Source organism: Desulfofalx alkaliphila DSM 12257, from assembly GCF_000711975.1.
Classification (GTDB): Bacteria; Bacillota; Desulfotomaculia; order Desulfotomaculales; family Desulfohalotomaculaceae; genus Desulfofalx; species Desulfofalx alkaliphila.
Map to the genome: position 1 here is coordinate 12,081 of NZ_JONT01000013.1, position 20,485 is coordinate 32,565.

The 20,485-nt window shown below is 46.6% G+C and carries 16 protein-coding genes; 8 read left to right on the forward strand and 8 right to left on the reverse strand.

The genetic code is table 11. From position 1 onward, the window contains the following. Positions 1-6: 6 nt before the first annotated feature. From BR02_RS0108285 to BR02_RS0108300, 4 genes are read left to right on the forward strand one after another with little or no spacing between them, the layout of a single operon-like run. Positions 7-612, forward strand: coding sequence for a DNA-3-methyladenine glycosylase (locus tag BR02_RS0108285; RefSeq protein ID WP_031516063.1), 606 nt, complete (start codon positions 7-9; stop codon positions 610-612). A 32-nt stretch (positions 613-644) separates the two neighbouring features. Further along, positions 645-1,595 (forward strand): Nif3-like dinuclear metal center hexameric protein, encoded by a 951-nt coding sequence (locus BR02_RS0108290; protein ID WP_031516065.1) that lies wholly within the window; start codon positions 645-647, stop codon positions 1,593-1,595. Positions 1,596-1,615: 20 nt separating this feature from the next. Next, positions 1,616-4,144, forward strand: a complete 2,529-nt coding sequence (locus tag BR02_RS0108295; RefSeq protein WP_031516067.1) for a U32 family peptidase — start codon at positions 1,616-1,618, stop codon at positions 4,142-4,144. Positions 4,145-4,160: 16 nt separating this feature from the next. Then, positions 4,161-6,515 carry an endonuclease MutS2 gene (locus tag BR02_RS0108300; protein WP_031516070.1) on the forward strand — a complete coding sequence of 785 codons (2,355 nt, stop codon included), beginning with the start codon at positions 4,161-4,163 and terminating at the stop codon, positions 6,513-6,515. 40 nt (positions 6,516-6,555) lie between these two features. Here BR02_RS0108300 and BR02_RS0108305 read toward each other — a convergent pair whose 3' ends face one another. From BR02_RS0108305 to BR02_RS0108315, 3 genes are all read right to left on the reverse strand, one after another. After that, complete coding sequence (locus BR02_RS0108305; RefSeq protein WP_031516071.1) at positions 6,556-6,858, reverse strand: AzlD domain-containing protein; 303 nt, start codon at positions 6,856-6,858, stop codon at positions 6,556-6,558. A 1-nt stretch (position 6,859) separates the two neighbouring features. After that, on the reverse strand, positions 6,860-7,594 hold the full coding sequence (locus tag BR02_RS0108310; protein ID WP_207641002.1) for an AzlC family ABC transporter permease: 735 nt from the start codon (positions 7,592-7,594) through the stop codon (positions 6,860-6,862). 157 nt (positions 7,595-7,751) lie between these two features. Further along, a complete protein-coding gene (locus BR02_RS0108315; protein ID WP_114638833.1) occupies positions 7,752-10,052 on the reverse strand; it encodes a transglycosylase domain-containing protein in 2,301 nt (766 codons plus the stop codon). Between the two features lie 229 nt (positions 10,053-10,281). Here BR02_RS0108315 and tyrS point away from each other — a divergent pair, with 229 nt between their 5' ends. Both tyrS and yunB read left to right on the forward strand, forming a co-directional pair. Further along, complete coding sequence (gene tyrS, locus BR02_RS0108320) at positions 10,282-11,517, forward strand: tyrosine--tRNA ligase (protein ID WP_420795388.1); 1,236 nt, start codon at positions 10,282-10,284, stop codon at positions 11,515-11,517. A gap of 48 nt (positions 11,518-11,565) precedes the next feature. Beyond that, positions 11,566-12,243 carry a sporulation protein YunB gene (gene yunB, locus BR02_RS0108325; RefSeq protein WP_031516075.1) on the forward strand — a complete coding sequence of 226 codons (678 nt, stop codon included), beginning with the start codon at positions 11,566-11,568 and terminating at the stop codon, positions 12,241-12,243. A 38-nt stretch (positions 12,244-12,281) separates the two neighbouring features. On the opposite strand, the gene BR02_RS15290 is transcribed toward yunB, so the two are convergent. The 5 genes from BR02_RS15290 to nuoE form a co-directional block, all read right to left on the reverse strand. Beyond that, entirely contained in the window at positions 12,282-12,383 is a 102-nt protein-coding gene (locus BR02_RS15290) for a MetS family NSS transporter small subunit (protein WP_114638835.1), read from the reverse strand. Continuing rightward, entirely contained in the window at positions 12,383-13,882 is a 1,500-nt protein-coding gene (locus BR02_RS0108335) for a sodium-dependent transporter (protein ID WP_031516076.1), read from the reverse strand. Before BR02_RS0108335 ends, BR02_RS15290 begins: the two co-directional genes overlap by 1 nt. A gap of 223 nt (positions 13,883-14,105) precedes the next feature. Continuing rightward, the gene (locus BR02_RS0108340; protein ID WP_031516077.1) at positions 14,106-15,881 is read right to left on the reverse strand and encodes an NADH-dependent [FeFe] hydrogenase, group A6; all 1,776 of its coding nucleotides are present in this window, start codon (positions 15,879-15,881) and stop codon (positions 14,106-14,108) included. 19 nt (positions 15,882-15,900) lie between these two features. Continuing rightward, positions 15,901-17,613, reverse strand: a complete 1,713-nt coding sequence (locus BR02_RS0108345) for a NuoF family protein (RefSeq protein WP_031516079.1) — start codon at positions 17,611-17,613, stop codon at positions 15,901-15,903. Between the two features lie 26 nt (positions 17,614-17,639). After that, complete coding sequence (nuoE, locus tag BR02_RS0108350; RefSeq protein ID WP_031516081.1) at positions 17,640-18,125, reverse strand: NADH-quinone oxidoreductase subunit NuoE; 486 nt, start codon at positions 18,123-18,125, stop codon at positions 17,640-17,642. A 579-nt stretch (positions 18,126-18,704) separates the two neighbouring features. On the opposite strand from nuoE, the gene nadE reads away from it, so the two are divergent. Further along, complete coding sequence (gene nadE / locus BR02_RS0108355; protein ID WP_238442434.1) at positions 18,705-19,436, forward strand: NAD(+) synthase; 732 nt, start codon at positions 18,705-18,707, stop codon at positions 19,434-19,436. 148 nt (positions 19,437-19,584) lie between these two features. Further along, positions 19,585-20,316, forward strand: coding sequence for a YebC/PmpR family DNA-binding transcriptional regulator (locus tag BR02_RS0108360; protein WP_031516086.1), 732 nt, complete (start codon positions 19,585-19,587; stop codon positions 20,314-20,316). Positions 20,317-20,485: the final 169 nt, after the last annotated feature.

Here is a 20,485-nt window from a genome sequence, read left to right on the forward strand (position 1 = left end):
GTTACCATGGTTTTAACAAACATTGGCGATTTAAAACTGTTGGATAAAGCTTTTTACAACCGGGATACTAAAGTGGTGGCTCAACAATTGCTGGGCTGCCTGCTTGTGCATCACAATAATGAAGCAAGCACCGGGGGCATCATTGTTGAAACAGAGGCGTATTTACAGCACAACGATCCTGCCTGCCATACCAGCAGGGGTATGACTCCCAGAAACAAGGTGATGTTTGGCCCCCCGGGCAGGGCCTATGTTTATTTTACCTACGGTATGCATTATTGTTTTAATGTGGTGACCATGCCTGAAGGGGTGGGCGACGCAGTGCTGATTAGGGCGCTGCAGCCGGAATTCGGCATTGAATTAATGCAAGAGCGGCGGGCTAGGGAGCGGCTGCGAGACTTATGCTCCGGTCCGGCAAAACTGGTGCAGGCAATGGGCATAAGTAAAGAACACAATGGTGCCGACCTAGTTACCGGTCCGGTAAAAATTTATGCCGGTTATCTTGGTTTAAAGGCAGATGAAATAGTTACCACAACTCGCATAGGCATTAAGGCAGGGGCAGAATTGCCTTTGCGCTATTACATAAAGGATAACCCCTATATCTCTAGGAAGTGAGCTAAAACCAATACAAAGGAGGACTTTACCATATGAAGTTACGGGAAATATATGAACTGGCAATTGAATTGGGCAAGGCCAATGACCCCCGGGGTTTAGAAGAAGTGCAAAAGATTCTCAACAATAATATGGAAAAATACAACAAATTAGAGGATGAAGATAAAAAGGATTACGACCAGGATAAATTGTTTAATCCATACAGTGACACCCGGGTATTGAATGGTGACTTGGACAAGGAAATTAAACGAGTCTTGGTGGGTGTAGACATGGAGGTAGCCGAGGTGCTGCTGGCCGACCGCCTCACTGAGAAGGGAAAAGTAATTGACTTGATCATAGCCCACCACCCTGAGGGTAAAGCCATGGCCGCCCTGCATGAGGTAATGCATATGCAAGAAGATATCTTAGCTAAACATGGCGTTCCTATTAATGTTGCCGAGGGGATAATGGCAGCGCGCATCGGTGAAGTGCGCCGGGCTTTAATGCCCATTAACCATAACAGGGCGGTGGATGCAGCAAGGCTGCTGGGTTACCCATTAATGTGTATCCACACTCCGGCAGACAACATGGTAAACACCTATTTACAGAAAAAAATGGATGAGAAAAAACCTGAAAGATTAGGTGACGTGGTTAAGTTATTGAAGGAAGAGCCGGAATATGCAGAGGCAGTTAAGTATAATGCCGGGCCCACCATAGTGGTGGGTAATAAAGAACGCCGGGCCGGTAAAGTGATGGTGGATATGACCGGAGGAACCGGCGGCTCTGAACATGCCTACAAGAATCTAATGCAAGCCGGGGTTGGCACCATGGTGGTAATGCATATTAGTGAAAAGCACCGTAAAGAAGCAGAAAAGAACCATGTAAATGTTATCATAGCGGGTCACATGGCCAGCGACTCATTGGGCTTGAACTTAATTTTAGACAAACTGGAAGAGGGCGGTATAGAAATTGTACCTACCGCCGGCCTCTTGCGCCACAAAAGGTAAAGTAGCGGGGGATAAAACTTATGTATAAACCGGAACTCCTTGCACCTGCAGGTTCGTGGGAGGCCTTGGTGGCTGCCGTACAAAACGGTGCCGACGCTGTCTATCTGGGCGGTAAGGCATTTAATGCCCGTCAATCGGCGGCAAATTTCGATGATGAGTTATTGGCTAAGGCGGTGGATTATTGCCATGTGCGGGGTGTCAAGGTATTTGTTACCGTAAACATTATAATTGCAGAAAATGAATTATCTGAGGCCCTGGACTTTCTTTATCACCTGCACAACATAGGGGTGGATGCGGTAATAGTGCAGGACCTTGGCTTGGCAAGGCTGGCCCGCCAAGTGCTTCCGGAACTGCCCTTGCATGCCAGCACACAAATGACAGTGCATAACACTGCCGGTGTTGAGTTGCTGCAGCAGTCCGGTTTTGAGCGGATAGTGCTTTCAAGGGAAATGGATTTAGAGGGCATTAGGAAGGTAAAGGAGCATACGGGGGCAGAACTGGAAGTATTTATCCATGGGGCCCTGTGTATTTGTTACTCCGGCCAGTGCCTGATGTCCAGTTTAATAGGTGGGCGCAGCGGTAATCGGGGACGCTGTGCCCAGCCCTGTAGGCTGCAGTATCAGCTGGTGGGCAAGGACGGCAAGCCCCTGGTAAATCCTGCAAAGGCGGGGGAGTACCTGCTGAGCCCCAGGGACTTAAATTTAAGCAACCATATACCTGACTTAATAAAGGCAGGCATTAATTCCTTTAAAATAGAGGGGCGCATGAAACGGCCGGAGTATGTGGCAACGGTAATCCGCATCTATCGCCATCTGATAGATCAAGCCCTATCCGGTGAGGAATACGGTGTTGATGCCACCCTTGCCAGGGAATTAACTCAAATATTTAACAGGGACTTTTCCACCGGCTATTTTTACGGCAATCCGGGCATAGATCTGATGAGCTATAAACGCCCCAACAATCGCGGTGTACTGCTGGGAAGGGTTAAACGGTTCAGCAAAGACAGTGACTTGGTGGAGTTAGCACTGCAGGAACCACTGCGCGTAGGTGACGGTATAGAAGTTTGGGTTACCCAAGGCGGCCGGGTAGGTGTAGAGGTTCCCTTTATAATTGTGAAAGGCCGGCGGGTTGAAAGTGCCGCTGCGGGCAGTGATGTATGGATTCCCGTTCGCGGCAAGGTTAGACCGGGAGACCGGGTATTTAAAACCCATGATGCAGAATTAATGGAGCGTGCCCGGGCCAGCTACAGTTCCAGCAAGGAAATTTGCAGCATACCGCTAAAATTCACTGTCCAGGCCCAAGAGGGTCAACCCCTATATCTTAGGGTGGAAGATCCTGAGGGTTTTACAGCCGAGGGTTATTCCCAGACAGTGGGGCAGCGGGCGGAAAAAAGGCCGCTCACAGAGGAGTTCTTAGCAAAACAACTGAACAGGTTGGGCAATACCCCCTTTGCCCTGGACCGGCTGCAATGTAAGATAAGCGGTGATGTGATGTACCCGGTGCGGGTGATTAATGAGCTGCGGCGTAGTGTCTTGGAAGACCTGGAAAGGCATAGAAGTGCGGCATTTTCCCGGGAGAAGCTTTCGCCCCAGGTGTTTTCCGGCAGAGTAAAGGAATCAATGGCAGAGTTAGATAAAGCACAGCCGCTTCCACAGGGCAAACCAAAGCTGGCGGTGAATGTCACACAGCTTGCTGCTGTCAAAGCAGTGGTAGATGCCGGTGCCCAGGTGGTATATTTTGGCGGCGAAAGTTACCGTTCTGCCAAGCCTGTTACACCACAGCAGGTACAGCAGGCAGCAGACTATTGTCACCAACGGGGTGTGGAGCTGGTCTTGTCCACTCCCCGCATATTGCAGGATGACGAACTGCAGAGCTTCAATCGCTTTTTAGAGCAAGTATTATCCCAGGTGCAAGGTGTGCTGGTTGGTAACTTAGGGCTATTAAAGCAGTTAAGCCAAGGCCGGCAGCAAATAATAGCGGACTTTCCGTTAAATGCTTTTAACAGCTCAACTCTTGCCTTGCTGGCAGAAAGCAATGCTGTACGGGCCACCCTCTCGCCGGAGCTTACCATGAATCAGATTAAAGAATTGGTACCCCGGGCAACTTTACCACTGGAAGCAGTGGTTCATGGGGCTCTGCCGGTGATGGTCACCGAGCATTGCACCATGGCCGGCTTGCTTGGGGGTATGGATATAAAAAATAGGTGTTCCAAGCCCTGCCGGAACACCGGCTGTGGTTTAAAGGACCGCAAAGGGGTTGTTTTTCCGGTGGAGGTAGATCAGTTTTGCCATCAACACATTTTTAACTCCAAAGAGTTGTGCTTGCTGGACGATCTAGGTATATTGGCGGAGGCAGGGGTATCTGCAGTGCGCATTGATGCCAGAATAATGGACGCCCAGAGGGCCTCCCAGGTGACAGCGGCCTATGTACAGATATTGGATCTGTGGCCTAATAAACAATGGCAGCAAGCAGCTGCTGCGGCAAAGGAAAAACTGGAGCGTAATTCTGAAGAATTCACAAAGGGACATTATTATCGTGGAGTAGTATAAGGGGATATTTGCATATATGGATGAAAAAACCTTAATCCGACTGGAATTTAACAAGGTGCGTTTACAGCTGGCGGAATATACCGGCTCAAACCTGGGCAGGGAGTTGGCGGAGCAATTGCAACCCAGCACCAACATAGATACCGTATTAGCTTGGCAGGCGGAAACCACCCAGGCAAGGGAGTTAATGCGCTTTGAGCCGGGTTGCGATTTTAGCGGCTGGCATGATGTGCGCAGTGAAATATCGCGATTGAAACGGCAGGCACTCTTGTCTGCCGATGAACTTTATCGTGTGGGGGAAACACTGGCAGCCTCCAGAAGAATTAAACTATTCTTAACAGAGCGCAAGCTAAAATACCCTGTACTGGGAGATTTGGCTGAAGGGCTGGTTAGTCTACCGGCTATCGAAAAAGAAATTCTTGCTGCCATACTTCCCGGTGGAGAGATAGATGATAACGCCACTGCGGAATTAGCCCAAATTCGCAGGCGAATAGTCAATGCCCAGGCCAAGGTTAAAGAGCGTTTAGAGCGCATTATTCGCTCACCGGAAAAGCAAAAATACCTGCAGGAGGCCATCGTCACCATCAGAGGGGACAGATATGTGGTGCCGGTAAAACTGGAGTATCGCCAGCAGATTCCGGGTATAGTGCACGATCAGTCTGCCAGTGGGGCCACTGTCTTTGTGGAACCCATGGGTGTAGTGGAGGCAAATAATGAAGTGCGGCAACTGCTCGCCGCAGAAAAACAAGAAATACAGCGGATATTAACTCATCTTAGCGGTTTGGCAGCAGGGGTAGTGGAGGATTTGGCTTACTGCATGGAATTACTGGGTCATTTAGACTTTGTGCTGGCAAAGGCCTCTTACAGCCGCAAATTGGATGCCTGGCAGCCTAAAATTGTGCCGGATGCGGTAATAGATCTGAAGAGAGCAAGGCACCCGCTGCTAAGCGGTGATGTGGTGCCCTTGGACTTAAACCTGGGCAAAGATTTTACTACCCTGGTAATTACCGGTCCCAACACCGGGGGTAAAACTGTGGCTTTAAAGACTGTGGGTTTATTTGTGCTGATGACCCAGGCAGGCCTACACATTCCGGCAGATGACGGTTCCCTGGTGGGAATTTTTAGCCAGGTTTTTGCTGACATCGGGGACGAACAGAGTATTGAACAGTCCTTAAGTACCTTCTCTTCCCACATGACAAACATTGTTGATATTATCAATAGGGCCGGCCAAGGCAGCTTGGTCTTGATGGATGAATTGGGTTCTGGCACCGATCCCACCGAGGGATCGGCCCTGGCCCAAGCCTTATTAGAACACCTGCACAGTAAAGGGGTGTGTACCATTGCCACCACCCATTACAGTGAACTGAAGAGCTTTGCCTATGCCAATGCCGGTATTGAAAATGCCAGCGTGGAGTTCAATAGCGAAACGCTGCAGCCCACCTATCGAATGTTAATTGGCAAACCGGGTCGCAGCAATGCCTTTGAAATTGCCAGCCGCTTGGGCTTGAAAAAGGAATTGGTAGAAAGGGCTAAGGAGTTTTTGGGTAAAGAACAATTACAGGTAGCTGATTTAATGCGGCAACTGGAATATACCCAGCAGCAGGCAGAAAAAGAGCGGCAGCAGGCCGAGCAAATGCGCCGGGACAGCCAACAGCTAAGAGATAGATACCAAAGGCTTGAACAGGAGCTAACCGCTCGCAAGGACGAAATATTGGATAAAGCCAGGGAAGAAGCCAGGTTAATAATTAAAAATGCCAGCCGGCAGTCTGAAGACATCATCAAAGAACTAAGGGATAGGATAGCGCAACAAACTGCCCGGGAACAGGAAGAAGCAATTAAACAGGCCAGGGAACAACTGTACCAATTACATGATAAGACCGTTAAAAAGAAAATAAAAAGGGTACAAAACCACCGGCCGCCTAAGGAGTTAAAACCGGGAGACGAGGTGTTTATACCCCAGTACAACCAAAAGGGTTATGTGCTTGATGTGGGAGATAACAAGCAGGTGACGGTGCAGGTGGGCATCATGAAAGTGACGGTAGAAAAGGAACAATTGCAATTGACAACCGCACCAAAAGAAGAAGCCGGTAAAAGCCAGTATGGCAGGATGATTATGAATAAGGCAAAGACAATTAGCAATAGCTTGGATATGCGAGGCATGCTGGCAGAGGAAGCAGTGCTGGAAATGGATAAGTACCTGGATGATGCTTTTCTGACCGGCTTGAAACAGGTGAATCTAATCCACGGAAAAGGCACCGGCGCACTGCGTGCGGCGGTGCATCGGGAATTAAAGGGCCACCCCCGGGTAAAAAACTTCCGGCTGGGCGAAATAGGAGAAGGGGGCGCCGGCGTTACGGTGGTAGATTTAAAGTAAAAGTATTTTCATCCTTGCCGTGCCGTGGGGGCATGGCGGGCTAGAAAAACATTTCCCATACAAATACGCCCAAAATACCGCCTATAACCACAAACATTAAATTTAACCTGCAATAAGCTATTGCTATGGCCACAATGCATCCTGCCATTGCAGAATCGGTGCTGCCGGTGGATGATAAAATGCCGGGAAAGATAAGGGCTCCCAAGGCAGCAAAGGGTATAAACTCAAAAAAAGTGTGCAAGTAGGGCGGCAGTTGAATGTTACTTAATAAAACCATAGGCAGCATACGTGGCAGATAAGTTACTATGGCCATGGCAATTACCAAGAATATCAGCTTGTCCATATTAATTATTCACCCCTCTGGGAAACAATACAGTACCCGCTGTGGCGGCAATTATTGTAGCGATAATGATACTCCAGCCCGAAGAAATCCCAGAGAACATGGGAACCCAGTAAAGTACCGAGTGAATAACCATTGCCATCAAGGCAACTGTCAATACAGGTAAAGATTTTCTTAGGGACGGAACCAGCAGGCCAATAAACATGGCGTAAAGGGCCATGCCCATGCTGGTCTTTAAAGCTTCAGGTAACCCTGCGGCCAAAAAAACGCCCACCCATGTACCTACATTCCAAGCAAAAAAGGCAATAAAATTTAGCCCTAAGAGAAACTTGGGGCTTAAAGGCTTCTTAGTGCTTAGGGATGCCACAGCAAAGGTTTCGTCGGTAACACCAAAGGAAACCAGAGACAGCCATTTCTTTGATGTGCCCTGCCGTACCCGTTGGGAAAGTGCAGCAGACATTAAAAAGTGGCGTGAATTTAAGATAAAGGTGGCTAAAACAATTTCCCAGTACACAACTCCCAGTGTAAGTAGATTTACTGCCATAAACTGGCTGGCCCCGGCAAAAACAAAAAAAGACATCATTATACTGATGTGATCCGGAAGGCCGGCCGACTTAGCCAATAAACCAAAGGCAATGGCGCTGGGTATGTAGCCTATGGCAATGGGCAGGCCAAGCTTTAACCCGTCATTTATGGTCATTGGTTCAGCGGTTTCATTAGATGCTATTTTCGTTTCCAAAATACTTCCTCCTGACAATGATGAAAAGAACTATGACACTATATAACAATACTATAGAAAACAAGAAGCGACAAGGTGCCAATTTATGCGCTTGCTGAGAGAAGAAAAACTTAACGGGTAGCTAATAAGCTACCCGTTAAAGATCTTACCCTAATCATCAGTCATCTTCTTCATCGGAGTCCCGGTCCCTATGACCGTCTTGCAGTTCGTCATCATTTTTGGGCGGAGCCCAGGGATCATCAAAGTCCGGGAAATCCGGCAGCCAACCGCCACTGTTGCTCTCATTGTGTAAATCACACATTTCAGTGGGGGCCCGCAGGTGATAGTCTTGCACCCTACTGTCTACGGTGTAGGGCAGTTTAATTAGCACCTTAGTTATTCTGTTAGGGCAATACTCATTAGGAAGTAGACCGTTATCGGCACAAACCTCCATTAGCACATGGCTGCTGTCTGTTTCCGTGGGTACCGTGCCTTGAACAAAATAGTCTGTTGTCATATGTTCATCCGGTGTGTGCGGCCCTGGCAGCAGTCCGGATTTATTGTCCACCGTGGCCCTGACAATACCCGGAGGAGGGCCGGAAAATCGCCGTTCCGGCAAGCCTTCGTGGGCTTTGATCATAATATCCCGCCATAGGCTTGCTGTGGTGCCACTGGAGTAACCGCTGGGCAGTGACTGCCTTTGGGATTTGCTGCCTATCCAGGTGACAGCCACAAAATCTGTGGTGTAACCGGCAAACCACACGTCGGTGCTGTCGTCGGTGGTGCCTGTCTTACCGGCCACATCCCTTTGGGGTAAGCTGGCTGCCCCACCGGTGGCTCCGGGGCCCACCACTGCAGAGCGAAGCATATCGGTAATTAAAAATGCTGTGGTGGATTTCATAGCCCGGTGCTGTTGAGCGGTATTTTCTTCTAATACCGTGCCGTCCAGTCTTTCTACCCTTCTTATTACCACGGGCTCGGAATATATACCGTCATTGGCAAAGGCCCCGTAGGCTGCCGCCAGTTGCAAAGGAGTAACACCGTGCCTTATACCGCCCAGGGCTGCAGAAAGGCCTTCTAATTGGTTGTTTTCATCAGCTAAGCCAAGTGCCGACACAAACTTTGTAGCATTGCCTATACCCGCTTCTTGTAATGCTTTTACTGCAGCAAGGTTAGCTGATACAGTAATGGCTTGTCGCATCGTTATCAAGCCGCGGTAACTGCCACCATAATTTCGGGGAGTATAACTTCCACCGAAGGTGGTGGGTATATCGTCATAAATTGATGCCGGGCCTTTGCCAATGTACTCGATGGCAGGCCCATATGCGGCTATGGGCTTAAAGGTGGAACCGGGCTGTCGCTTTTCATCGGTGGCCCTGTTCCAACCACGGCTGGCTAAATGCTCACGGCCGCCAACCAGTGCCTTTACATGGCCGTTTTTGACGTCTAATACCACAGCGGCAGCATAGGGCAGTAGGTTGCCTTGCTCATCCCGACTGGAGTTAGGAAACCGATTTTCGTTTGCCAGTGCTTCTTCAGCTGCCGACTGTATTTTTGGATCTAAGGTGGTATATACCCTTAAACCCTTTCTAAACACTTCATTTTCACCATGGGTGGCTATCAATAGTTCAGTTACATGGTCTACAAAGTAAGGATAAGGATAGGCTGTGGCAGTATTTAACTTGCCGCTGCTAAGTGTTATCTCTGTATTTTTAGCTTCTTGGGCCTCCTGTTCGGTTATGTACCCGTGTTTGGCCATTTGATCCAGTACAATGTTGCGCCTGTTTTTAGCCACCTCTTCATTGTGGTAGGGGTTATAGGCACTGGGCGCCTGGGGCAAACCTGCCAATAGGGCAGCTTCCTCTAAAGTTAGCTGGTCTACGTTTTTGTTGAAATAAACGATAGAGGCGGCTTGAATACCATGGGCCCCTTCACCAAAATAAATGCCGTTTAGATATTCCTGCAGTATCTCATCCTTGGTTAGATGACGCTCTATTTGGATGGCTAAAAACATTTCTTGCACTTTTCGTCTAAACTTCTTTTCTGTGCCAATGTTTGTCACCGATGACTGACGGGCTAACTGTTGGGTAATGGTACTGGCTCCTTGATCTAGGCTGCCGGTTTTTAAATCAGCCCAGGCTGCACCAAAGATTCGGTAAATATCTACACCCCTGTGGCTATAGAAACGAGTATCTTCTATTGCAATAAAGGCGTTCTTTACCATTTCCGGAACATCTTTTATGTCCACAGGCGTGCGATTTTCAATGCCCACTCGGGCCACCAGGTTGTCATCTTTGTCATAGATTTCTGTGGATGCAGCAAAGTTAATGTCACTGGGACTAAATGCCGGCATGTCGGCAACACTTGAGTAAACAAAGGCCAGCCCTGCGGCACCGATAACCATGGCAAAAAAAATTACAGTTACCAGAGCAAAACGTAATACATTTAGTTTTCTGCGACGACGAGTTTTCTTTGTCAAGACCAAGTCCTCCTTCGGACTTTTTACCTCGATTATAACATATAGAGGTAAAAGTATTGTAGATAAAATTTACCAACCTTGTCAGAGCTTGTTTAATTTTGATATAATACATAAGGTTTGATGCTTGCGGCAACTGTTAAATTCACTAAAGCAGCATACTTATCAGCCGTTTAGTCATAAGGTCGGCTTTATTTGCGCCAATGCCTAATTTTGAAAGGAGTTATGTAAAGTGTCCTTTATAGAGCAGGATTTAGAAAAACAACTGGAAGTAATCCGGCGCGGTGTCGCTGAAATTATACCGGAAGAAGAATTGGTTGAGAAATTAAAGGAATCGATTAAAAACAATAAACCCTTAAAGGTAAAGCTGGGGCTTGACCCCACTGCCCCGGATATTCACCTGGGTCACACGGTGGTGCTGCAAAAGCTTCGCCAATTTCAGGATTTAGGACACAGCGTAATTATTATATTAGGTGATTACACCGGGCGCATTGGCGACCCCAGCGGTAAATCAGAAACAAGAAAACAACTCACCGAAGAAGAAGTGTTATTTAATGCTCAAACCTATGAGAAACAAATATTTAAGGTGCTGGATAAGGAAAAGACCAGGGTGGTGTTTAACAGCCAGTGGCTGGCGCCCTTGACCTTTAAAGAGGTGCTCACCCTTTCGGCTAAGTATACCGTGGCCCGAATGCTTGAACGGGATGATTTTCAAAAACGATTTACAGCAAACCTGCCAATCAGTATACACGAGTTTTTCTACCCCCTAATGCAGGGGTATGATTCAGTGGCGCTGGAAGCTGATATAGAACTTGGCGGCACCGACCAAAAATTCAACCTATTGATGGGTCGTCATTTGCAAAAAGAATATGGCCAACAACCGCAAATAGCCATAACAATGCCGATATTAGAAGGGCTGGACGGTGTTAACAAAATGAGCAAAAGCCTGGGTAATTATATCGGTATTGATGAACCGGCCAACGAAATGTACGGCAAGACAATGTCTATTCCGGATGACTTGATGGTCCGCTATTTTGAATTGGTAACCCGGGTACCCCTGGAGGAAGTACGTCAAATAGAGGCGTCCCTAAAAGAGGGCAGTGCCCATCCCAGGGATATTAAAATGCGATTGGGTAGAGAGATCGTTACTATCTACCACGGAGCAGAGGCTGCCCGTAGGGCTGAGGAGGCATTTGTAAAGGTATTTCAGCAGCGAAACCTGCCTGATGATATACCCGAGTTTAAAATTACCGATGAAATGATGGAGGAGGGGCAGGTGGTTTTACCTAAGCTTTTGTTGGCCGCCAACATGGTTGCCAGCACAAGTGAAGCCAGAAGGCTTGTAAAACAGCGGGCAGTAAGAATTGACGGGGAAACGGTTACAGATGCCAACCTGCGCTTTAATGTTGATAAGGAAATGATTATTAATGTAGGAAAACGAAAATTTGCAAAAATATTACCCCAATAATAACAAATAAGGCACTCCCGCCTCATAATATATATGGGGGGGGAGTGCATGTTTAAAAAAAGGCGTCACATCTCAAGCACAGCCTTTTTTCTGTTTTTAATGTTTGTATCAATTCTATTTATATACTTGATAGTTGATAGAAATTTACGCCCCACCATTTTAGGCATTGCCGAAGCACAGGCTAAGTTGATTGTCAGTGAAGCGGTGAGTGTGGCGGTGCAGCAAAAGGTGGCGGAGGAGAAGGTCAGATATCAAGACTTGGTCACTGTGCACAAGGATGCCAATGGTAAGATAGTAATGATGCAAGCCAACACTGTAACAATTAATCAAATTTCCACCGATCTTACCATTGAAGTTGTCAAAGCTCTGAGACAAATCGAATTGAATGAGTTAAAAATTTCATTGGGTCAAGCCCTGGGCAGTCACTTTTTAGCTAACTATGGTCCACGAATTAATGTCAGTGTGCTGCCGGTGGGCAGCGTTAAGGTGCTGGTTTCAGACTCCTTTAGCGCCGAGGGAATCAACCAAACAAGACATCAAATTAAGCTGGACTTAAATACAGATGTAAAAATTGTAATCCCCCTTTATGAAAAAGATATCACTGTACATACTGTTGTACCCCTTACCGAAAGCATTATAGTGGGAGATGTGCCCGAAACCTGGGTTAGCATCCCCGGTGGCATAATAGGCGGCATAGGGGGAGAGGCCTTGCTGGGGAGCCAATAAAGAAATCCTGGGCATTATGCCCAGGATTTCTTTATTGTTTATTTGTCGCGGTTCTTAGTTGCGATACCAATACATATGGCCGCTCCGCCCCACATTAGTATCATAGCAAAAACCATCATTACAACTGCGCTGGTAGTCATTATTTATCTACCCCCTTAAATAAAGACCTTTCGTCTTTCCACTTTAATGAAGCTAGGAGGAAGCCGCCAATAATAACTATACCAAAGGCCAGCCAACCGAAAGAAATCAGTGCATTTAGCGGATAACTGTCGTAACCGTCGCTGACAGTTCCGACCAAGTTCCGTATCGCCATGTAACCAAGTACCGCCGGGGTGACAAACTTAATGCAGATGATCCACCAGGAACCCACAGCGAAGTCGGAAACTTGATTGACGTGCTCTTGGATAGTTTTTAGGTTAAAGAACCAGCCCACCAAAATAACCTGAATTAGACCCGCAAACACGATACCGAAGTTGTTGACGAAGTAGTCTAAAATGTCCAGTATATACAGGCCTGCTCCGGTTGCAAATATTAGACTGCAGGTGGCGGCAACAGCAACATAAATTACCACTGCCTTTTTCCGGGCCATATTAAATTTATCCATAAAGGAGGATATGGCGGCCTCGTTAATGGAAATTAACGAAGATATGCCGGCAAAGGTAAGGGATAAGAAAAACAATATGCCAAATATAGGTGCAAAGGATCCCAAGGTGCTGATGGCTGTCGGAATTGTTACAAAGGCCAGACCGACACCGGAAGCCACAACTTCTTCAAGACCTACGCCCTGGGCATATGCCATGTGGCCCAGAATACCGAATACTGCAATACCTGCCAGTAAGCTAAAGCTGCTGTCTAAGAAACCGGTTATAAAGCCGTTGTTTACACAGTCAGACTTCTTAGGTAGGTAGCTTGAATAAGCAATCATGATAGCAAAACAGATACTTAAAGAAAAGAACACTTGACCGTATGCCGCAGTCCAAATTCGGAAATCCAATAGCTTGCTGAAATCAGGCTGGAAGAGATAGTTTAAGCCGTCCAGTGCTCCGGGCAGGGTGATGCCGCGAACGGTAATCAGAATAATCAAGACAAACAGTGTAGGCATCAGTATCCGGTTAATTTTTTCAATACCGCCTTTAACACCGCCGTAAAGGGCGGCAAATGTGATACCCCAGGCAATTATCAGCGGAATAAGAATACCGGTTTTTAGTCCACCCAGATCAAAGGGACTGTCGGTTAAACCGAGATAAGAGCCAAAGAAGAACCCGCCTGGGTCACTTCCCCATGCTCCTGATACAGAAAAGGCTACATAAGAAATTGCCCATGCAACAATAATTACGTAATAAACTGCAATAAAGAAACAAACCAGTACCTGCCACCAACCAAGCCATTCCCATTTGCGGTTAATTTTGGCAAAGGTTAGAGGTGCAGAACCACGGAATTTATGGCCTAAGCCAAATTCAAGAATTAAAATTGGAATACCTGCTGTTAATAGAGCAAATAAATAAGAAATAAAGAATGCACCGCCGCCGTTTTCATAGGCTACGTATGGGAAGCGCCAAATATTTCCCAGGCCCACGGCGGAACCTACGGCAGCTAAAACAAAGCCTGCCCTGGTACCCCATTGTTCGCGTTGTGCCACGTTTTTAACCTCCTCGATAATAGTAAATAATAGCTTGTAAATTTAGACTGATTTTTTTAGTTACCACCTCCCGATTGTGATGGATTGAGTAAAGCACTGGCAAGGCATAGGAGTATTTTTCGACATTATTTAAAAAATTCCTTCATTGGTCACTGTTCAAATAACTGACACTATGTAACCAAAAAACCCGCTCGATAGCGAGCGGGCCTTTTGGTCATTTCTATTAGTGGTCGCTATCGCCTTCAGGCAGACCTTCGGGCTTGCGATATACTCCACGGGGCACATAGTGGGTATGCAGCAATTTGTGTGAAAGCTCGCCCAGTGGCTTTTCAAGATAGTCCTCATATATGGCCTTAATTGCCGGGTTTTCGTGGGATTTACGCAGGGGCAGTTCTTCGTCCGCTTTGTAAATTCCCGCAATACGGGCCAGCCTTACTTCTAAGTTGGTGGGTATCGGTTGACCGCCGCCACCAATACATCCGCCGGGGCAGCACATAACTTCTATGAAGTGGTAATCTGCCTTGCCTTGGCGGATAAGATCCAATAGCTTGCGTGCATTACCCAAGGTATGGGCCACCGCAACTTTTACATCCAGGTCACCAACCTTAACGGTGGCTTCCTTTATGCCTTCCATACCGCGAACAGCTGTGAAGTTAATGTCTTCCAGGGTTTCATTAGTGATTAACTCATATGCCGTACGCAGGGCAGCTTCCATCACACCGCCGGTGGCACCGAAGATAACGGCTGCGCCGGTGGAGAGTCCCAGCGGATCATCGTAGTCTTCTTCCGGTAGGGTATCCCAGTTGATGCCGGCGTTACGGCACATCCGGGCCAGCTCACGGGTGGTGAGAACAACGTCCACATCCTGGTAGCCGCTGTCGTACATTTCATCCCGCTGGCACTCAAACTTCTTAGCAGTACACGGCATTATAGATACACTGTAAATATTCTCTGCAGCTATACCGGCCTTTTGCGGGTAATAAGCCTTAATTAAAGCACCAAGCATTTGCTGCGGAGACTTACAGGTGGACAGATGAGGCAGTAGGTCCGGGTAATAGTGTTCAATATACTTGATCCAACCGGGGCTGCATGAGGTAATCATGGGTAATACGCCCCCGTTAGTTACCCGGTCAATTAATTCTGTACCTTCTTCCATAATTGTAAGGTCGGCACTGAAGTCGGTATCAAAGACTTTATCAAAACCTAGCCTTCTTAATGCAGCTACCATTTTGCCTGTGCTAATGGTACCGGGTTCCATACCAAATTCCTCTGCTATGGCGACCCGTACTGCAGGGGCGGTTTGCACCACCACGTGCTTGTTTTCATCTGCCAATGCTGCCCATACCTTGGCGGTATCGTCTTTTTCAACAATGGCGCCGGTGGGGCATACCAGTGTACATTGTCCGCACATGGCGCAGTTAACGTCAATTAACTGTTTGCCAAAGGGAGGTGCAATGGTGGTTTCAAAACCACGATTAACAGGCCCAATGGCTTTTACGCCTTGAATCTTTTCGCACACAGCTACGCAACGGCGGCATAGAACGCACTTGCGCGGGTCGCGAACAATGGATGGGGCGGAATCGTCAATATCGTCAATGGTGGCACTTTTGGCAGCACCACGGGTAAAGCGAACTTCTTTTATTCCAAAAGCCTCGGCTAAATCTTGCAGTTCACAATTTGTGTTTCTTAGACATGTCAGGCACTCTGCGGGGTGATCTGACAGTATTAACTCAAGGGTTAACTTACGGGATTTACGCACCAGCTCTGAATTGGTTTTAACTACCATTCCCTCAGCCACCGGGCACACGCAGGCAGCTTGCAGGGCGCGGGCACCCTGCACTTCCACCACGCAGATGCGGCAGGCACCGATGGCGTTTATGTCTTTCATGTAGCAGAGGGTGGGAATTTCAATGCCAATTAACTTGGCCGCTTCCAAGATAGTGGTACCCTGTTCCACTTCCACCTTCTGGTTATCAATCGTCAAGGTTACTGTTGCCATGCCTAGTTTCCCTCCTATCCTACGAGGTGGCTCTCTTAGCGCCTCTGATTTTACATACGCCTACCGGGCAAGTTTTGTCCTTAATGTGAGCCTCATACTCATGCCGGTAGTACTTCAAAGTGCTTAACACAGGGTTGGGAGCTGTTTGTCCCAATCCGCACAGGGCAGATTGTTTAATGTTGTAAGCCAGCTCTTCTAATAACTCAATATCACCCTCACGGCCTAGACCTTTAGTGATGCGCTCAATAATTTCTAACATCCGCTTAGTGCCTAAGCGGCAGGGTGTACACTTACCGCAGGATTCCTCTTGGGTGAATCCAAGGTAGAACTTTGCCAAGTCTACCATGCAGGTACTTTCATCCACTACAATTAAACCGCCGGAACCTACAATTGAACCTAGAGAAGCCAGAGTTTCATAATCTAAGGAAGCATCCAGGTGGTCTGCGGGTATACAGCCGCCGGAGGGACCTCCGGTTTGGGCAGCCTTAAATTGTTTGCCGTCGGCTATGCCGCCGCCTATTTCCTCAACAACTTCTCTCAGGGTTATGCCCATTGGCACTTCTACCAGGCCGCTGTTGACCACTTTACCGGCCAGGGCAAATACCTTAGTGCCCTTAGACTTACCTACGCCTATTCCGGCGTACCATTCAGCGCCTTTTAAAATGATTGGGCAAATGTTGGCCCAGGTTTCCACGTTATTAATGGTTGAGGGCTTTCCAAATAAGCCTGACACCGCTGGGAAGGGAGGACGGGGTCTCGGTTCACCGCGCTTGCCTTCGGTGGATGCCATTAGGGCAGTTTCTTCACCACATACAAAGGCACCTGCACCTTCGCGAATTTCGATGTCAAAACTAAAGTCGGTGCCCATGATGTTCTTACCCAGCATACCCTTTTCATAGCTGACTTCTAAAGCTTTCTTAAAGTTTTTAATTGCCAGTGGATATTCTAAGCGAATATAAGCATAGCCTTTGCTGGCACCGGTTGCATAACCGCAAATGGCCATGGCTTCAATTACAGAGTAAGGGTCGCCGGTTAATACGGCATTGTCCATAAATGCACCCGGGTCACCTTCGTCACCGTTACAAATGACATACTTTTGATCTGCCTCTTGGTCGGCCATAAACTGCCATTTTAGTCCTGTGGGGAAACCGGCTCCGCCACGTCCGCGCAGACCGGAGTTTTTAATTTCATCAATAACCTGTTGAGGTGTCATTTCGTTTAGGACCTTGGCCAGGGCTGCAAAACCGTCAACGGCCAGATATTCTTCAAAGGAAACCGGATCGATCAGACCGCAGTTGCGCAAACTAATTTTGTGTTGTTTTTTGAAGAAGTCCATTTCCGGTAGAGTAGCCTGTAACTCACCGGCAGCATTGCGGTAACACAGGCGTTCAACAATCTTATCGTTTTTAAGGTGATCGTTTACAATATCAGCGATGTCGCCGGGTTGCACACTGCAGTAATGGTAGGCACCTGGGTACACCATCACTACGGGGCCCAGTTGGCATGCCCCCATGCAGCCCGTTTGCAATAACTTAACCGAATTTTTAAGACCACTGTCGGCAATTGCTTTTTCTAATTCTTCTGCCACTGCTTGGCAACCTGTTGAGTGGCAGCCTGTCCCGCCACATACCAATACGTGATATTTATATTCATCGGTGGGAGCTCCGCCGAGGCGTACGGCTAGAGCCTCTTTAGCACTTTTTCTAATATTTTCTAATTCTTGAAATGTCATTTTATATATTCACCTCCCCGGAGGTATTATTCATACTTAGCCAGTACATCGGCAACTTTATCGGGGGTCACCCGAGGATGTACTTCGCCATTTATTGTCATAACCGGAGCAATACCACATGCACCTAAGCAACGAACAACATCAAAGGTAAAGCGGCGGTCTTCGGTGGTATCACCGGCTTTAATATTCAATTCTTTTTCAATGGCTGCTTGTACTTCAGGGGCACCTTTAACATAGCAGGCGGTTCCCAGACATAGGTTTATGCTATGTCTGCCCCTTGGCCGCAGGGTAAAAGCAGCGTAGAAGGTAGCTACACCGTACACATCGGTAAGTGGTACATTCAATTCTTCAGCAACCCTAATCATCACATCTTGTGGTAGGTATCCCAAAGCTTCTTGAATTCCGGCCATAACCACTATTAGGTTGTTAGGGTTACCGCGGTTCTCTGTAATTAGAGCATCTACTTTTTTGTCCATTTCGGACTGGCAGTTGCAGTTGCATTCTGCGCCCATGTAGTCGGATCCTCCTTTCATGCTTCCTTGGAGCTATTTGTGATATTGTGTTATCACCCTAGTAATAAATATTTACAGTGGATAAACTTCTCTTAACTAACACCACCTTTCTGTTTTCATTATGTCAACCCCTCCAGTAGTTAACTAGTTATCGTAAAGAAGGGTATTGTGTGACCATTTGTGAAGATATTTTAAACCTATGCTTAGGGTTAGTAAAAAATTACTAGGCAGCTACAAGTAAATAATGCCATAACATGGTAGTATATTTGTCAAATTTTTGTAAAATAAAAATATTCAAACATTTCTGTGATTAGTATTATTGTACTGCTATCTTTCTTTTTAAGCAACCCCTTTTTTTTGTGTAATTTATCTGATATGATAGAATTTCCGTTTTTTGCTGTGCATTAGTGCAATTATTTAATGCTAACAAGCGCATGTCTGGCGGGTCACAATCTTAAAGGGAAAAATGCCAGGCCCCTTTTTTGTTTTCTAACTGTAATTATTTTGTTTGCACTTGAACTATATGTTGTGATAATATTGATGTTGTAAATCTGACTTTACATGTGGAGGGGTTTGTTCTTGTTAATTAAGGATGTGGCGGATAAACTCACAAAATGGCTAGAGACCGAGCTGGAGGAGTCAGGTGCTAAAAGTTTTATAGTGGGATTGAGTGGTGGTATTGACTCTGCCGTGGTAGCTGCGCTGTGTAAAAGGGTGAGGCCAAATGATACTTACGGAATAATTATGCCTTGTTATAGTAATCCACAGGATGCCAAAGATGCCCAACTGCTAGAGGACGCCTTAGGCATCAATGTTAAAACGGTGGTGCTCGATGAGGTTTTTGATGTCTTGCTGTCTAAAATTACCGATGAGTGTTATGAAGACAATATAACCAATTTAACTTTTGCTAACATTAAACCTAGATTGCGGATGACAACACTTTACTTCTATGCTGCAAAATATCATGGACTGGTGGTGGGCACCAGTAATAAAACGGAACTTACAGTGGGTTACTTTACTAAATATGGCGACGGCGGTTGTGATTTACTTCCCTTGGCCAATTTGGTTAAAGAAGATGTTTTTGAATTAGCTAAAATATTAGGTGTGCCTGAACCAATAATTAATAAACCACCGTCTGCCGGTCTATGGAGCGGGCAAGATGATGAAAAAGAAATGGGTATTACCTATAGGGAACTGGATGACTATCTTAAAACAGGACAAGCAGAACCCCGTGTTAAAAAAATCGTGGATGAACTTAATCGCAAGAGCGAACACAAGCGTCGCTTACCCCCAAAACCGCCAAAGTTTTAAATATATGATTTTTTGCAGGGGGCAGCTTACACTGTCCCCAATTTATTTTATAGCATACATGCCGCTGGGGGATATATAACTTAAGAGACATAATATAGGGACATTATATAAGGAAAGAATTAATTTTCACAAGCAAGAGGTGAATTTTATGGCTGGCCATTCAAAGTGGTCTAATATAAAAAGAAAAAAGGCAAAGGTAGATGCTCAAAGGGGTAAAATTTTCACAAGGCTGTCCAAAGAGATAATGTTGGCTGCAAAACTGGGGGGTGGAGACCCTGCGGGAAATATACGTTTAAAGGCTGCCATAGAAAAGGCTAAAGAGGCCAATATACCCAATGATAATATTCAAAGGGCAATATTAAAGGGTACAGGACAATTGAGTAGTTCCGGCATGGAAGAGATAATCTATGAGGGTTATGGCCCCGGCGGTGTGGCCGTAATGATGAATATATTGACCGATAATCGCAATCGGACAGCCGGTGAAATACGTCACCTTTTTTCAAAGCACGGCGGTAACCTGGGTGAGAGCGGCTGTGTTTCTTGGATTTTTGAACGTAAAGGTTTGTTAGTTATTGAGAAAGAAAGTGGCGTCAACGAAGATGAATTGCTGCTCACAGCCCTGGAAGCCGGTGCCGAGGATGTAAAGTCTGAAGAAGATGTGTATGAGATTTTTACGGCGCCGGATGACTTTGCCACAGTCTTAGAACAGTTGGAGCAGCAAAATATAGATATTGCCGAGGCAGATATTACTATGGTGCCCCAAACAACGGTAAAACTAGAAGGTGAAGATGCCGAAAAAATGATTAAGCTAATGGAGCTTTTAGAAGAATTGGATGACGTTGAAGATGTATATGCAAACTTTGAGCTGGAAGATGCATAAGTAGGTGAACGATCACCGGTAAGATACTTCCAAGTAGACAGTCTAAGGATTAAAATTAGATTATCTACTTGGAGGTATTTTTTTATTTCTTTATTATTTGCCAAGCCAGTATTGCCAGAAAGGGGAATTTAAGAATAAGTTTTAACATACTTTTCACCTTATATTTTTT

Coding starts and splice junctions, on each gene's coding strand:
- BR02_RS0108285 (WP_031516063.1), top strand. CDS start 7: ATGGTTTTAACAAACATTGGCGATTTAAAACTGTTGGATAAAGCTTTT.
- BR02_RS0108290 (WP_031516065.1), top strand. CDS start 645: ATGAAGTTACGGGAAATATATGAACTGGCAATTGAATTGGGCAAGGCC.
- BR02_RS0108295 (WP_031516067.1), top strand. CDS start 1,616: ATGTATAAACCGGAACTCCTTGCACCTGCAGGTTCGTGGGAGGCCTTG.
- BR02_RS0108300 (WP_031516070.1), top strand. CDS start 4,161: ATGGATGAAAAAACCTTAATCCGACTGGAATTTAACAAGGTGCGTTTA.
- BR02_RS0108305 (WP_031516071.1), bottom strand. CDS start 6,858: ATGGACAAGCTGATATTCTTGGTAATTGCCATGGCCATAGTAACTTAT.
- yunB (WP_031516075.1), top strand. CDS start 11,566: ATGTTTAAAAAAAGGCGTCACATCTCAAGCACAGCCTTTTTTCTGTTT.
- BR02_RS15290 (WP_114638835.1), bottom strand. CDS start 12,383: ATGACTACCAGCGCAGTTGTAATGATGGTTTTTGCTATGATACTAATG.
- BR02_RS0108340 (WP_031516077.1), bottom strand. CDS start 15,881: ATGGCAACAGTAACCTTGACGATTGATAACCAGAAGGTGGAAGTGGAA.
- BR02_RS0108345 (WP_031516079.1), bottom strand. CDS start 17,613: ATGACATTTCAAGAATTAGAAAATATTAGAAAAAGTGCTAAAGAGGCT.
- nuoE (WP_031516081.1), bottom strand. CDS start 18,125: ATGGGCGCAGAATGCAACTGCAACTGCCAGTCCGAAATGGACAAAAAA.
- BR02_RS0108360 (WP_031516086.1), top strand. CDS start 19,585: ATGGCTGGCCATTCAAAGTGGTCTAATATAAAAAGAAAAAAGGCAAAG.